This window comes from Pseudomonas sp. 67(2021) (assembly GCF_017491835.1).
Classification (GTDB): domain Bacteria; phylum Pseudomonadota; class Gammaproteobacteria; order Pseudomonadales; family Pseudomonadaceae; genus Aquipseudomonas; species Aquipseudomonas atacamensis.
In genome coordinates this window covers 113,469-127,769 of sequence record NZ_JAFGYL010000018.1, presented here as the reverse complement: position 1 = coordinate 127,769, position 14,301 = coordinate 113,469, and the positions used below count along the sequence as shown (strand labels likewise).

Sequence of the window (14,301 nt, the reverse complement as noted above, 5' to 3'; positions counted from 1 at the left end):
TCAGTCCCCTCTCCCTCCGGGAGAGGGCTAGGGTGAGGGGCTTTTGATCTTGAAAAAAAGGCCCGCATGGAATCACCAGTGCGGGCCTTTTCATTACCGTTTGAAAAATCAGTGCTTGCTGTCCTGTGCAGACATGGCCAGCAGTTGTTTTTCCTGGTTCCAGTCGAACGGTTCGTCGTTCTGTTCGGCTTCGTAGCGGCGTTCTTCGAGGGCCTGGTAGAGGTCGATTTCTTCGTCGGAGAGGTAGTGGAGGCAGTCGCCGGCGAAGAACCACAGCAGGTCGCGGGGGATCAAGTGGGCGATTTGCGGGTAGCGGCTGATGACTTGGGTGAGGATATCCTGGCCCAGGTATTGGCTTTCGATAGGGTCGATCGGCAGGGAGGCCAGCAGTTCGTCGAAGCGCTCGAGGAACAGGGCATGGCTTTCTTCGGGCACTTGTTCGGCCTCACCTACGGCGACCAGGATACTGCGCAGGTGGTCGAGCAACACGAGATGATCGGCAACGACGTTGGACACGAGATAAGTCCTCAAGAGCAAAACGGGCGCGGGAGTATAAAGCCCTCGCGCCGTTTTTTCACATAAACCGGGATCAGCGGACTTTGCCCGCTGCCTGGGTCAGTTCCTCTTTGGCGAAATCATCGACGTCGATCACCTTGCGGCGGGCCGCTTCGGCGTCGCGCAGGCTTTGCGCTTCGACGGCTTGCAGTACGCCGGCTTCCAGTGCGGCATCGATGGCGTGTTCGCCGGCTGCCGGTTTGACCTGGCCGCTCTTCAGTGCGGTGTGCAGTTTCTTGTGCAGCGGTTGCGCGGCGTTGAGCAGATCGCTGGCGTGTTGCAGCGCGCCCACGGCATCGTCCGCCGATTGCGGGCGGTAGCAGCCGGCGAGCAGTTCTTCCAGGGCCGGATCGCCTTTGGCGCGACCGATGACCCCAGCGACTTCGGCGCCGAGTTTGTCCGATGGGCCTTTGTGACGGCGACCAAACGGGAAGACGATGACCCGCAACAGGCAGCCGAAGACTTTGTTCGGGAAGTTGCTCAGCAGTTCATCCAGCGCACGCTCCGACTGGCCGAGACTTTCTTCCATGGCCCAGCGGAACAGCGGTTCCATGTACGCCGGCGAATCCAGGTCGTGATAACGCTTGAGCGCGGCGGAGGCCAGATACAGGTTGCTCAGTACATCGCCAAGGCGAGCCGACAGACGTTCGCGGCGTTTCAGTTCGCCGCCCAGGAGCATCATGCTGAAGTCGGCGAGCATGGCGAATGCGGCCGCCTGACGGTTCAGCGCGCGGAAGTAGCCTTGGCTGATCCTGTCACCCGGCGCATGTTCGAAATGGCCAAGGCCGAGGTTCAGCACCAGTGTGCTGGCGGCATTGCTGACGGCAAAACCGATGTGCTTGAGCAGCAGGCCGTCGAATTCCTTGAGTGCCTGATCCTTGTCCTCGCGACCGGCCAGGGCCATTTCCTTGAGTACGAACGGATGGCAACGGATCGCGCCCTGACCGAAGATCATCAGGTTGCGCGACAGGATGTTCGCGCCTTCGACGGTGATGAAGATCGGCGCGCCGTTCCAGCTGCGGCCGAGGTAGTTGTTCGGCCCCATGATGATTGCTTTGCCGCCGTGCACATCCATGGCGTGGCTGATGCATTCGCGGCCGCGTTCGGTGAGGTGATATTTGAGGATCGCCGACAGCACCGAAGGTTTTTCACCCAGGTCCACCGCGTTGGCGGTGAGCATGCGGGCGGCGTCCATCATCCACGCGTTGCCGCCGATGCGCGCCATGGCTTCCTGGATGCCTTCGAAAGCGGACAGCGGTACATTGAACTGCTCGCGAATCTGCGCGTACTGGCCGGTGACCAGACTGGTGAACTTGGCCGCGCCGGTGCCCACGGCTGGCAGCGAGATCGAACGCCCGACGGACAGGCAGTTCATCAGCATCATCCAGCCTTTGCCGAGCATTTCCTGACCACCGATGAGGTAGTCAAGCGGAATGAACACGTCCTTGCCGGAGTTCGGGCCGTTCATGAACGCGGCGCCCAGTGGCAGGTGACGACGACCGATTTCCACACCTGCGGTATCGGTCGGGATCAGCGCCAGGCTGATGCCGAGGTCTTCCTCTTCACCGAGCAGGTGATCCGGGTCATAAGCCTTGAATGCCAGGCCAAGCAGGGTAGCGACCGGGCCGAGGGTGATGTAGCGCTTTTCCCAGTTCAGGCGCAGACCGATCACTTCTTCACCTTCCCACTGGCCTTTGCAGATGATCCCGGTGTCGGGCATCGCGCCTGCGTCGGAACCGGCCAGCGGGCCGGTGAGGGCGAAGCACGGAATATCGTCGCCACGGGCCAGCCGCGGCAGGTAGTGATTGCGTTGTTCGTCGGTGCCGTAATGCAGCAATAGTTCGGCCGGGCCGAGGGAGTTGGGCACCATCACGGTAGAGGCGAGGTCGCCGCTGCGAGTGGCGAGTTTCATTGCCACTTGTGAGTGAGCGTAGGCCGAGAAGCCTTTGCCGCCGTATTCCTTGGGAATGATCAGGGCGAAAAAGCCATGTTCCTTGATGTGCGTCCAGGCCTCGGGCGGCAGGTCCATGGACTGGCCGATCTGCCAGTCGCTGACCATCGCGCAGAGTTCTTCGGTCGGGCCATCGATGAAAGCCTGTTCTTCTTCAGTCAGTTGCACCTTGGGATAGGACAGCAGTTTGTCCCAGTCCGGACGGCCGCTGAACAGCTCGCCGTCCCACCATACGGTGCCGGCATCGATCGCGTCGCGTTCGGTCTGCGACATCGGTGGCAGGGTTTTCTGGAACCAGTTGAACAGCGGCGCGGTGAAGTGTTTGCGACGCAGGTCAGGCAGCAACAATGGCGCGGCCACTACCGCCAACAGGACCCAGAAGACAAACAGCAGCCAGCCCGGCGCGTGACTGAAAATCCCCATGGCGACCAGATAGGCCGCAACGATGCCCAACGCGGGCAGCGGGGCGATGCGTCGATGGGCGAGATACGCCACGCCGACGATCAAAACCAGTATCCACAACAACAGCATATTCAGTCCTCCGTGAACCAAGGCAAATCGACCCTCCAGAGCTTAGACGGCATCTGCAAATAAGGGTGGTCAGAGCATGGTGATTGAAATCGTGGGAAACCCCGGATGGTTTTCGTAGGTTCGGTGGGCAACACGTGTGGGAAATCGTTCGTTGCTGCGCAGCTTTGCTTTCAGGTTTGGCCGAAACGTCGTTATCTCTGTGCTCAGGCTGTCGCTAGACTCGTGACTCATCCAGGAGATTGCCGTCATGCACGAGTATCTGAGCCCCGGCCGCTTCATCGATAGTGACCACCCGGCGGTGGTGGAGTTCGCCGAGCAGCATCGCGGTGCCAGTAATGATCCGCGTGAGCAGGCGATCAGTCTGTATTACGCCGTGCGCGAGGCGGTGCGCTACAACCCGTACACCTTCAGCCGTGATCCGCAAACCCTGCGCGGCAGTTACGCACTGGCAGCAGGGGAGAGTTACTGCGTGCCGAAAGCCACGCTGCTCGCCGGTTGTGCGCGGCATTGCGGGATCCCGGCGCGCATCGGTCTGGCCGATGTGCGCAATCATCTGTCGACGCCACGTCTGCTCGAGTTGCTGAAAAGCGATGTGTTCGCCATGCATGGCTACACCGAACTGTTTCTCGATGGTCGCTGGGTCAAGGCGACGCCAGCGTTCAACCAGCAACTGTGCGAGTTGTTCAACGTCGCAGCGCTGGAATTCGACGGCATCAATGACAGCGTTTTCCATCCGTTCAACCGTGACGGCGCGCAGTTGATGGAGTATCTGCTTGATCACGGCCAATTCACCGATGTGCCGGAAACCTTCTTCTTCGAGCACCTGCAAAAGTGCTATCCGCATCTGTTCAGTGAGCAACTGCCGGTGCTGCTGGGCGATATGCAGGCCGATTTGAGTCGCACCTGATCCGGCGTATGCTGGCCGTCCACTCACTTGCAAAGAGGCGGTCATGCTGAAGATCTGGGGACGGAAAAATTCATCGAACGTCAGAAAGCCCTTGTGGGCTGCCGAAGAGCTGGGCCTGGCGTACGAGGCCATCGATGCCGGCGGCGCGTTCGGTGTGGTCGACACGCCCGAGTACCGCGCGATGAACCCCAATGGCCGGGTGCCGGTGATCGAGGATGACGGGTTCGTGCTGTGGGAATCCAACGCCATCGTGCGCTATCTGCTGGCCAAACACGCCCCGGACAGCGCCTGGTATCCGGCGGATGCGCAAGCCCGCGCCGCAGCGGACAAGTGGATGGACTGGACCACTTCCAGTTTCGCCGGACCGTTTCGCACGGTGTTCTGGGGTGTGCTGCGTACGCCTGCCGAAAAGCAGGACTGGAAGGCGATCAACGCCGCGATCAAGGAATGCGATGAATTGCTGAACATGGCCGACCATGCCTTGATCAGCCAGCCTTATCTCTCCGGCAATGACATCGGGATGGGCGACATCCCGCTGGGCAGTTTCATTTATGCCTGGTTCGAAATGCCCATCGAGCGCGCTCCGCAACCGCATCTGCAAGCTTGGTATGAACGTTTGAAGCAGCGTGCGGCCTATCAGAAGGCGGTCATGACCGCGTTGACTTGATAATTACTATCGACACACTTGACTGTACTTGTGCGGCGGCGGCAAGCACCATTGCGAACTTGCGCCGCGGTTGTTTCCCTCGCCGCCGCCCTTATTTACTTCTTTCCTTCCTTCTTGGTGCGTAAATCCGATATGAGTTCCGCTCTGTCCATCCGGCAGCTAACCAAAACCTACGGCAACGGGTTCCAGGCCTTGAGTGGTATCGATCTGGACGTCGCCGAAGGTGACTTTTTCGCCTTGCTCGGCCCTAACGGTGCCGGCAAATCCACCACCATCGGCATCCTCTCGACCCTGGTCAACAAGACCAGCGGCACCGTGAATATTTTCGGCAATGACCTGGACAAGAACCCGGCGGCGCTCAAGCGCTCGATCGGCGTGGTGCCGCAGGAATTCAACTTCAACCAGTTCGAAAAGACCTTCGACATCGTCGTGACCCAGGCCGGTTACTACGGCATTCCGGCGAAAGTCGCCAAGGAACGCGCCGAGCAGTACCTGACCCAGCTCGGCCTGTGGGACAAGCGCGATGTGCCGTCGCGTTCGCTGTCCGGCGGCATGAAACGGCGTCTGATGATTGCCCGTGCGCTGGTGCATGAACCGCGTCTGCTGATCCTCGATGAGCCGACTGCGGGCGTCGATATCGAACTGCGCCGTTCGATGTGGACCTTCCTCACCGAGCTGAACCAGAAAGGCATCACCATCATCCTGACCACGCATTACCTGGAAGAGGCCGAGCAGCTGTGCCGCAACATCGGCATCATCGACCACGGCACCATCGTCGAAAACACCAGCATGAAACAGTTGCTGGGCCAGTTGCATGTGGAGACCTTTTTGCTTGACCTGAAGAACGACTTGAGCGCGGCGCCGCAATTGCTCGGCTACCCGGCCCGATTGCTCGACGGCCACACCCTGGAGGTGCAGGTCGACAAATCCATGGGCATCACGGCGTTGTTCACCCAGTTGGCGCAGCAGAACATCGAAGTGCTGAGCCTGCGTAACAAAACCAATCGCCTCGAGGAGTTGTTCGTGTCCCTGGTGGAGAAAAATCTGTCGAAGGTGGCGGTATGAGTTCCGAGTTCGGTCCCAACCTCGTCGCCCTGCAAACCATTGTCTACCGCGAGGTCAAACGCTTCATGCGGATATGGCCGCAGACGCTGCTGCCGCCAGCGATCACCATGGTTCTGTACTTCGTGATCTTCGGCAACCTGATCGGCCGGCAGATCGGCGACATGGGTGGCTTCACTTACATGGAGTACATCGTGCCGGGGCTGATCATGATGTCGGTGATCACCAACTCCTACGGCAACGTGGTCTCGAGCTTCTTCGGCAGCAAGTTCCAGCGCTCGATCGAAGAGTTGATGGTCTCGCCGGTGTCACCGCACACCATCCTGATCGGCTTCACCATTGGTGGCGTATTGCGCGGTCTGGCGGTGGGTCTGATCGTGACGATCCTGTCGCTGTTCTTCACCCATCTGCAGGTGCATCACCTCGGTGTGACCATTCTGGTGGTAGTGCTGACCGCGACAATCTTCTCGCTGCTGGGCTTCATCAACGCGGTGTTTGCGCGCAACTTCGATGATATTTCGATCATTCCGACCTTTGTGCTGACCCCGCTGACTTACCTGGGCGGCGTGTTCTACTCGATCACTTTGCTGCCACCGTTCTGGCAGACCGTGTCGCTGGCCAACCCGGTGCTGCACATGGTCAACGCGTTCCGCTACGGCATCCTTGGTGTCTCGGATATCCGTATCGGCATCGCCATCACCTTCATGCTGGTGGCGACCGTGGTGCTGTATCTCGGCTGCGCGCGGTTGCTGGTGAGCGGGCGCGGGATGCGTACCTGATCCCGACCGCGTCGCTTTCTTCGCTAGCAGGCTCGCTCCCGCATTGGAATGATATTCTCTGTGGGAGCGAGCCTGCTCGCGAAGGGGCCAGCCCAGACACAACAAAAAACGGCCTCCCATAGCGGAGGCCGTTTTGCATTCACTTCTGCCGACTTTTCTTGCGCCGCCGCCATTGCCGCGCCACCCACCAGCGCCAGTACAGCATCACCAGAAAGTACGCGAGAACGCCCAGCACCAGACCGACAACCACCGAGCCCAACAAAAACGGCTGCCACAATGTCGACAGCTCACCGCTGATCCATTCCCAGGTCAGCTCGTCCGGCAGATGCCGCGCCGGCACATCCATCAGGAACGCCCCGGCCTGATAAGTGCAGAAGAACACCGCCGGCATGGTGATCGGATTGGTCAGCCAGACCAGACTCACCGCGATCGGCATATTGCCGCGCACCATCACCGCCAATGCCGCCGCGACCAGCATCTGCGCGGGTATCGGCAGGAATGCCGCAAACAGGCCGACCGCCATCGCCCGGGCGACCGAGTGGCGGTTGAGATGCCAGAGGTTCGGGTCATGCAGCAACGTGCCGAGAAAGCGTAAGGATTTGTGTTCCCTGATGCTCGTCGGGTCGGGCATGTAACGTTTGAATAAGCGCCGGGGCATAAGGCTTCTCGGTCGGTTAAGGCGGCAAGTATGTCTGGATTCTACGAACCGCCCATTCAGACTTTGTGACAATTGTTGACGACGGTGGTGCCGCACACCCGCTATGCCTAAGGAGGGGACTCTCAAGGACGGGCATATGCGCACAGGGATGATGGCGCTGGCAGTCGGTCTGCTGGCCCCGGTTTTTTTGCCGGCCTTGCCGCCGGTCGGCTTGCTGGTAGTGCTGCCAGTGGTGGCGCTGATGCTGCTGCCGTTTCGCAGCTATCCATTGGCATGTTTGCTGTTTGGCTTTACCTGGGCCTGCGTTGGCGCGCAGTGGGCGCTGAATGACCGCTTGCCACCGAGTTTGGACGGCGAAACCCGTTGGCTTGAAGGGCGTGTGGTCGGCTTGCCGCAACACAACGATGGCGTGGTGCGTTTCGAGTTGGCTGATGCGCGTTCACGCCACGAAAAGCTGCCGTCGCTGCTGCGCCTGGCCTGGTACGCCGGGCCGGCGGTGAATAGTGGTGAGCGTTGGCGTCTGGCGGTGAAATTGAAGCGCCCGAGTGGCTTGCTCAACCCGGACGCCTTCGATTACGAGGCCTGGCTGCTGGCGCAACGGATCGGGGCGACCGGCACGATCAAGGATGGCCAGCGCCTGGCTGAGGCCCGGTATGCATGGCGCGACGGCGTTCGCCAGCGCCTGCTGGCGGCCGATGCACAAGGACGAGAGGGCGCGCTGGCGGCGCTGGTGCTTGGTGACGGTTCAGGCCTCAGTCGCGAGGATTGGCAGGTGCTGCAAGACACCGGCACCGTGCATTTGCTGGTGATCTCCGGCCAGCACATCGGCTTGCTCGCCGCAGTGATGTATCTGCTGGTCGCCGGGCTGGCGCGTTTCGGAATCTGGCCGTTGCGCTGGCCATGGCTGCCGTGGGCGTGCGGCCTGGCCTTCACGGCGGCGCTGGGTTACGGCCTGCTCGCCGGTTTCGATGTGCCAGTGCAGCGCGCCTGCGTGATGGTGGCGCTGGTGCTGCTGTGGCGCCTGCGTTTTCGCCATCTTGGTGCGTGGTGGCCGTTATTGCTGGCGTTCAATGGCGTGCTGTTGTTCGATCCGCTGGCCAGTTTGCGTCCAGGTTTCTGGCTGTCCTTCGCGGCGGTGGCAGTGTTGATCTTCACTTTCGGCGGGCGGCTGGGGGCCTGGCGCTGGTGGCAGACCTGGACCCGCGCGCAGTGGCTGATCGCAATCGGCTTGTGTCCGGTGTTGCTGGCGCTGAGCTTGCCGATCAGCGTCAGCGGGCCGGTAGCCAATCTGCTGGCCGTTCCGTGGGTCAGCCTCGTGGTGCTGCCGCCGGCATTGCTCGGCACGCTATTGCTGCCCGTGCCTTATGTTGGCGAAGGGCTGTTGTGGCTGGCCGGTGGTTTGATCGACTGGCTGTTTATCGGGCTGGCGCTGATTGCCTGGCACTGGCCGGCGTGGATACCTGCCGCCATTCCACTCTGGGCGTTGATCCTGGGCAGCCTTGGCGCGATTTTATTGCTGTTGCCCCGAGGCGTGCCAATGCGACCGTTGGGCTGGCCGCTAATGTTGCTCCTGGCATTGCCGCCTCAAGAGCGAATAGAAGAAGGGCGGGCCGATGTCTGGCAACTCGACGTCGGCCAAGGCCTGGCCATCCTCATCCGCACCCGCCATCACGCGCTTCTCTATGACGCCGGCCCGCGTTTCGGCGAGTTCGATCTCGGCGAGCGAGTGGTACTGCCAGCGTTACGTAAACTTAATGTCCAAGCGCTCGACTTGATGCTGCTCAGCCACGCTGACGCCGATCACGCTGGCGGCGCCCGGGCGGTAATGCAGGGATTGAAGGTGCACCGCGTGGTCAGCGGCGATGCGCCAAACCTACCGCCGGAGCTGAACGCCGAAGTCTGCGCAAGTGGCGAACGGTGGCAGTGGGACGGCGTGCAGTTCCAGCTCTGGCAATGGTCGGCGGCCGATGACAGCAACCAGCGCTCCTGTGTATTGCAGGTCGTGGCCAACGGTGAACGCCTGCTGCTCACCGGCGATATCGACATTCGCGCCGAGCGCGTTCTGCTCGACAGCCCGCTGGCCGTGCCGACGCAGTGGCTGCAATCGCCCCATCACGGCAGCCGCAGTTCATCATCGATGGCCCTGCTCAAAGCCTTGCAGCCCGAAGCGGTGCTGATCTCCCGTGGCCACGGCAACTCCTTCGGTCATCCGCATCCAACCGTGCTGGCGCGATACCGCAAGCAAGGTCTGCGCATCTACGACAGCGCCGAGCACGGTGCCATTCATCTGCAACTGGGCAGCTTCAAACCGCCGTGGACGATGCGTCAACAGCGGCGTTTCTGGCGCGATCCACCGGTGGCTGGCCGTTGATCGGTGCCAGCATGAGTGCCACCTCACGGTCGTCGGGGCGGCGACTCTTAATCGCGGATCGGTATGGTAAAGTGGCGCACTTTTTCGAGGGGACTGTCACTGTGTGGGAATTGGTCAAATCCGGCGGCTGGATGATGTTGCCGATCATTCTGAGTTCCATCGCGGCCATGGCGATCGTCGCCGAGCGCCTGTGGACACTGCGCGCCAGTCGCGTCACCCCCGAGCATCTGCTGGGTCAGGTCTGGGTCTGGATCAAGGACAAGCAGCTCAACAAGGAAAAACTCAAGGAATTGCGCGCCAACTCGCCGCTGGGGGAAATCCTCGCCGCAGGCCTGGCCAATTCCAAGCATGGTCGCGAGATCATGAAAGAGTGCATCGAAGAGGCCGCCGCGCGGGTCATTCATGAACTCGAACGCTACATCAACGCGCTCGGCACCATCGCCGCCATGGCGCCGCTGCTCGGCCTGCTCGGCACCGTGCTGGGCATGATCGACATTTTCAGTGCCTTCACCGGCTCCGGCATGACCACCAATGCTTCGGTATTGGCCGGCGGTATTTCCAAAGCGCTGATCACGACCGCAGCGGGCCTGATGGTCGGGATTCCAGCGGTGTTCTTCCACCGGTTTTTGCAGCGCCGCATCGACGAGCTGGTGGTCGGTATGGAGCAGGAAGCGATCAAACTGGTGGAAGTAGTGCAGGGCGACCGTGATGTCGATCTGGCCGAGGGCAAAGCGTGAAATTCCGTCGCAAGCCCCGGGAAACCGTAGACATCAACCTCGCGTCGCTGATTGACGTGGTGTTCATTCTGCTGCTGTTTTTCGTGGTCACTACCACTTTCACTCGGGAAACCCAGTTGCGCGTGGATCTGCCGGAAGCGGTCAGCGGTTCGCCTGCCGAAGATCAGCAGGTCAAACTGCTGGACGTCGCGATCAGTGCCGAAGGCGTGTTCTCGGTGAACAACAAGATTTTGCCGAAGAATGATCTGGCGACGCTGATGGAAGCCATGCAGAAAGAATCCAACGGCGACACCAACATGCCGTTGTCGATCAGTGCCGATGGCAAGGCCCAGCATCAATCAGTGATCACCGCCATGGACGCGGCCGGCAAGCTCGGTTTCAGCCATCTGCGCATGACCACGGTCGAGGCGGCGCCGAAATCCTGATGAGCATGTCCGATCGCCTGCTCGCCGCGTGGTATCAGGGGCATCCGGCCCTGACGCTGCTGCGGCCACTGGAAATGCTGTATCGCCGTGTGGTGATCAACAAGCGTCAGCGCTTTCTCGATGGTCAAGGCGAGATCTACCAGTCGCCCGTGCCGTTGATCGTGGTCGGCAATATCACCGTTGGCGGTACCGGCAAGACGCCGATGATTCTCTGGCTGATCGAACATTGCCGACGCCGTGGACTGCGCGTCGGCGTGGTCAGTCGCGGTTACGGCGCCAAACCGCCGCAACTGCCGTGGCGGGTTGAGGCCGAGCACAGCGCCGAGATTGCCGGTGACGAGCCGTTGCTGATCGTCCAGCGCACCGGCGTGCCGCTGATGATCGACCCTGATCGCAGCGCCGCCGTCAAAGCCTTGATCGCCAGTGAACCGCTGGATCTGATTCTGTCCGACGACGGCATGCAGCATTATCGCCTCGCGCGGGATCTGGAACTGGTGCTGATCGATGCCGCACGGGGCCTGGGCAACCAGCGCTGTCTGCCGGCCGGGCCGTTGCGGGAGCCGGTCGAGCGCCTGCAAAGCGTCGATGGCGTGCTGTTCAACGGTGCCCTTGATGATCGCGACGATGGTTTCGCCTTCCGCCTGCAACCCACCGCGCTTGTCAATCTGCGCAGCGGCGAGCGTCAGTCGCTCGAGCATTTCCCGCCCGGGCAAGCGCTGCATGCGGTGGCCGGGATCGGCAATCCGCAACGTTTCTTCAATACCCTCGAAGCGCTAGACTGGCGGCCGATCACCCATGCATTTGCCGACCACGCCGAGTACAGCGTGCAGGCGTTGAATTTCACCCCGTCATTGCCGTTGGTGATGACCGAAAAGGACGCGGTGAAGTGCCGTGCCTTTGCTGCTGCCGACTGGTGGTATCTGGCGGTCGATGCCGTGCCGTCGCCAGCCTTCGTGGCCTGGTTCGACACTCAGCTGATGCGCCTGTTGCCGGATCGTCTGCTGCCTTAACTCTTTTATTTCTGGGAATGTTCATGGACACCAAACTGCTCGACATCCTTGCTTGCCCCGTGTGCAAAGGCCCGCTCAAGCTCAGCGCCGACAAGACCGAACTGATCAGCAAGGGCGCCGGCCTGGCCTATCCGATCCGCGACGGCATCCCGGTGATGCTGGAAAGCGAAGCGCGCACCCTGACCACCGACGAGCGTCTGGATAAATGACCACAGCCTTCACCGTTGTCATCCCGTCGCGATTCGCCTCGACCCGTCTGCCGGGCAAGCCGTTGCTGGATATTGCCGGCAAGCCGATGATCCAGCATGTCTGGGAACAGGCGAGCAAAAGCAGCGCGACCCGCGTCGTGGTTGCCACCGATGACGCGCGCATCGTCGAGGCGTGCAAAAGCTTTGGCGCCGAAGTGGTGCTGACCCGTGAAGATCACAACTCCGGCACTGATCGTCTGGCCGAGGTCGCAGCGAAACTCGGTCTTGCGCCTGATGCGATCGTGGTCAACGTCCAGGGCGATGAGCCGCTGATTCCGCCGAGTGTGATCGATCAGGTCGCCGCTAACCTGGCCGCTCACACCGAGGCGCGCATGGCCACGCTGGCTGAGCCGATCGAAGACGTGGAAACCCTGTTCAACCCCAACGTGGTCAAGGTCGCCAGCGACATCAACGGCCTCGCGCTGACTTTCAGCCGCGCGACCTTGCCATGGGCACGCGATGCATTTGCCAAGAGCCGCGAGCAGCTGCCTGAAGGCGTGCCCTATCGTCGCCACATCGGTATTTATGCCTATCGCGCCGGGTTCCTCCACGACTTCGTGAGCTGGGGGCCGTGCTGGCTGGAAAATACCGAATCTCTTGAGCAACTGCGTGCCTTGTGGCACGGCGTGCGTATCCATGTTGCCGACGCGCTGATCGCGCCGCCGACCGGTGTCGACACCGTTGAAGACCTTGAGCGGGTTCGTCGCCTGCTGGGGGCCTGATGCGCGTTCTGTTTGTGTGCCTGGGCAACATCTGCCGTTCGCCCACCGCTGAAGGCGTGTTGCGCCACAAGTTGCGTGAAGCCGGGCTGGTCGATGTGGTCGAAGTGGCCTCCGCCGGCACCGGTGACTGGCACGTCGGCAACCCGCCGGACAAGCGCAGCCAGGCCGCGGCGAAAGTGCGCGGTTATGACCTGTCGACGCAACGCGCGCAGCAGGTCAGCCGGGCCGATTTCGCCAGCTACGACCTGATTCTCGCCATGGACAACAGCAATCTGCGCAATCTCAAGGCCCTGCAGCCGTCCACCGGCAGAGCCGAGCTGGATCTGTTTTTGCGTCGTTATTCCGGGCTGGTCGATGAAGTGCCGGATCCGTATTACGACGGTGATCAGGGTTTCGAGCAGGTGCTCGATCTGATCGAAGCGGCCTGCGACCAGTTGCTGATCGAAGTGAAGGGCCGTTTATGAGTTTGCAGGTCCAACCGCAAGTATCGTTGCAGGCCTTCAATACGTTTGGCGTCGATGTGCGCGCGCAGCTGTTTGCCGAAGCCCGCAGTGATGACGATGTCCGCGAAGCGCTGGCCTATGCCGCTTCCCATGACGTGCCGTTGCTGGTGATCGGCGGCGGCAGCAACTTGCTGCTCACGGCGGATATTGCGGCGTTGGTATTGCGCATGGCCACGCGCGGCATCCGCGTGCTCAGCGACGATGGCAGTCGCGTGGTGGTCGAGGCGGAAGCGGGCGAACCGTGGCACCCGTTCGTGCAGCACACGCTGGCCCAGGGTTTTGCCGGGCTGGAAAACCTCAGCCTGATTCCCGGCACCGTCGGCGCCGCGCCGATGCAGAACATCGGCGCCTATGGTGTCGAGATCAAGGACGTGTTTACCGGCCTGACTGCGCTGGATCGCGAGAGCGGCGAGCTGCGGGATTTCAGCCTGGAGCAGTGCAATTTCGGCTACCGCGACAGTGTGTTCAAGCAGCAGCCGGGACGTTGGCTGATTCTGCGGGTGCGCTTCAAGCTTGATCGCGCCGCGCACCTGCATCTGGAATACGGCCCGGTCCGTCAGCGCCTGAGCGAGCAGGGCATCGAGCAGCCGACGCCCAGCGATGTCAGCCGCGCCATCTGCAGCATCCGCAGTGAAAAACTGCCGGACCCGGCGGTGCTCGGCAATGCCGGCAGCTTTTTCAAGAATCCGCTGGTGCCTGCCGCTGTGGTCACGCAGATCAAAGCGCAGCACCCGGATCTGGTGGCTTACCCGCAAGCGGACGGGCAGATGAAATTGGCCGCTGGCTGGCTGATCGAACGCGCCGGCTGGAAGGGTTTTCGCGATGGCGATGCCGGCGTGCACAAGTTGCAGGCGCTGGTGCTGGTCAACTACGGCACGGCCACCGGCCTGCAACTGCTCGACCTGGCGCAACGTATCCAGAAAGACATCGCCGAACGGTTTCATGTCGAACTGGAAATGGAGCCCAATCGGTATTGAAGCAGCTGCAAGTTTCAAGCTTCGAGCGGCAAGCTGCACTGCGTCATGAGCTATCTGGCGCTCTTGCTTGCAGCTTGTAGCTAGAAACTTGCAGCTAAAAAGCCCTGTATAAGCAGGGCTTTTTTGTTAATGTTGGGTTAACTTAGCCGCCTAACGATACCAATCATTTGCTTCACCCAAGGCGCGGTTGCGAGCTGC

At 61.3% G+C, this 14,301-nt stretch carries 15 protein-coding genes; 12 read left to right on the top strand and 3 right to left on the bottom strand.

The genetic code is table 11. The features are described 5' to 3' along the window. Positions 1-108 precede the first annotated feature (108 nt). Both J5M66_RS20895 and J5M66_RS20890 read right to left on the bottom strand, forming a co-directional pair. Positions 109-516: a PA2817 family protein gene (locus J5M66_RS20895; RefSeq protein WP_039760212.1), complete on the bottom strand. Its 408-nt coding sequence runs from the start codon at positions 514-516 to the stop codon at positions 109-111. Positions 517-589: 73 nt separating this feature from the next. Next, the gene (locus tag J5M66_RS20890; protein ID WP_207807805.1) at positions 590-3,037 is read right to left on the bottom strand and encodes an acyl-CoA dehydrogenase; all 2,448 of its coding nucleotides are present in this window, start codon (positions 3,035-3,037) and stop codon (positions 590-592) included. A gap of 247 nt (positions 3,038-3,284) precedes the next feature. On the opposite strand from J5M66_RS20890, the gene J5M66_RS20885 reads away from it, so the two are divergent. The 4 genes from J5M66_RS20885 (at position 3,285) to J5M66_RS20870 (ending at position 6,452) form a co-directional block, all read left to right on the top strand. Beyond that, positions 3,285-3,944, top strand: a complete 660-nt coding sequence (locus J5M66_RS20885; RefSeq protein WP_071173232.1) for a transglutaminase family protein — start codon at positions 3,285-3,287, stop codon at positions 3,942-3,944. A 43-nt stretch (positions 3,945-3,987) separates the two neighbouring features. Continuing rightward, the gene (locus J5M66_RS20880; RefSeq protein WP_123443610.1) at positions 3,988-4,611 is read left to right on the top strand and encodes a glutathione S-transferase; all 624 of its coding nucleotides are present in this window, start codon (positions 3,988-3,990) and stop codon (positions 4,609-4,611) included. A 132-nt stretch (positions 4,612-4,743) separates the two neighbouring features. Further along, entirely contained in the window at positions 4,744-5,676 is a 933-nt protein-coding gene (locus J5M66_RS20875) for an ABC transporter ATP-binding protein (RefSeq protein ID WP_016771010.1), read from the top strand. After that, complete coding sequence (locus J5M66_RS20870) at positions 5,673-6,452, top strand: ABC transporter permease (protein WP_056788203.1); 780 nt, start codon at positions 5,673-5,675, stop codon at positions 6,450-6,452. Before J5M66_RS20875 ends, J5M66_RS20870 begins: the two co-directional genes overlap by 4 nt. Before the next feature lie 139 nt (positions 6,453-6,591). Here the strand turns inward: J5M66_RS20870 and J5M66_RS20865 are convergent, their stop codons facing one another. Then, positions 6,592-7,110 (bottom strand): DUF2062 domain-containing protein, encoded by a 519-nt coding sequence (locus J5M66_RS20865; RefSeq protein WP_016770668.1) that lies wholly within the window; start codon positions 7,108-7,110, stop codon positions 6,592-6,594. Positions 7,111-7,246: 136 nt separating this feature from the next. Between J5M66_RS20865 and J5M66_RS20860 the strand changes: the two genes are divergently transcribed. The 8 genes from J5M66_RS20860 to murB all read left to right on the top strand — a co-directional run bounded on the left by J5M66_RS20860 (position 7,247) and on the right by murB (position 14,103). Further along, positions 7,247-9,481: a DNA internalization-related competence protein ComEC/Rec2 gene (locus J5M66_RS20860; protein ID WP_207807804.1), complete on the top strand. Its 2,235-nt coding sequence runs from the start codon at positions 7,247-7,249 to the stop codon at positions 9,479-9,481. 101 nt (positions 9,482-9,582) lie between these two features. Continuing rightward, positions 9,583-10,218, top strand: a complete 636-nt coding sequence (locus J5M66_RS20855) for a MotA/TolQ/ExbB proton channel family protein (protein WP_016771007.1) — start codon at positions 9,583-9,585, stop codon at positions 10,216-10,218. Continuing rightward, positions 10,215-10,643, top strand: a complete 429-nt coding sequence (locus J5M66_RS20850) for a biopolymer transporter ExbD (RefSeq protein WP_207807803.1) — start codon at positions 10,215-10,217, stop codon at positions 10,641-10,643. The genes J5M66_RS20855 and J5M66_RS20850 overlap by 4 nt, the downstream gene beginning before the upstream one ends. Then, on the top strand, positions 10,643-11,653 hold the full coding sequence (lpxK, locus tag J5M66_RS20845; RefSeq protein WP_123443607.1) for a tetraacyldisaccharide 4'-kinase: 1,011 nt from the start codon (positions 10,643-10,645) through the stop codon (positions 11,651-11,653). The genes J5M66_RS20850 and lpxK overlap by 1 nt, the downstream gene beginning before the upstream one ends. 23 nt (positions 11,654-11,676) lie before the next feature. Further along, a complete protein-coding gene (locus J5M66_RS20840; protein WP_003179363.1) occupies positions 11,677-11,862 on the top strand; it encodes a Trm112 family protein in 186 nt (61 codons plus the stop codon). Next, positions 11,859-12,623, top strand: a complete 765-nt coding sequence (kdsB, locus tag J5M66_RS20835; protein WP_024013932.1) for a 3-deoxy-manno-octulosonate cytidylyltransferase — start codon at positions 11,859-11,861, stop codon at positions 12,621-12,623. Before J5M66_RS20840 ends, kdsB begins: the two co-directional genes overlap by 4 nt. Then, complete coding sequence (locus J5M66_RS20830) at positions 12,623-13,087, top strand: low molecular weight protein-tyrosine-phosphatase (protein ID WP_123443606.1); 465 nt, start codon at positions 12,623-12,625, stop codon at positions 13,085-13,087. Before kdsB ends, J5M66_RS20830 begins: the two co-directional genes overlap by 1 nt. Further along, the gene (murB, locus tag J5M66_RS20825) at positions 13,084-14,103 is read left to right on the top strand and encodes a UDP-N-acetylmuramate dehydrogenase (RefSeq protein WP_123443605.1); all 1,020 of its coding nucleotides are present in this window, start codon (positions 13,084-13,086) and stop codon (positions 14,101-14,103) included. Before J5M66_RS20830 ends, murB begins: the two co-directional genes overlap by 4 nt. The last annotated feature ends 198 nt before the right edge of the window (positions 14,104-14,301 follow it).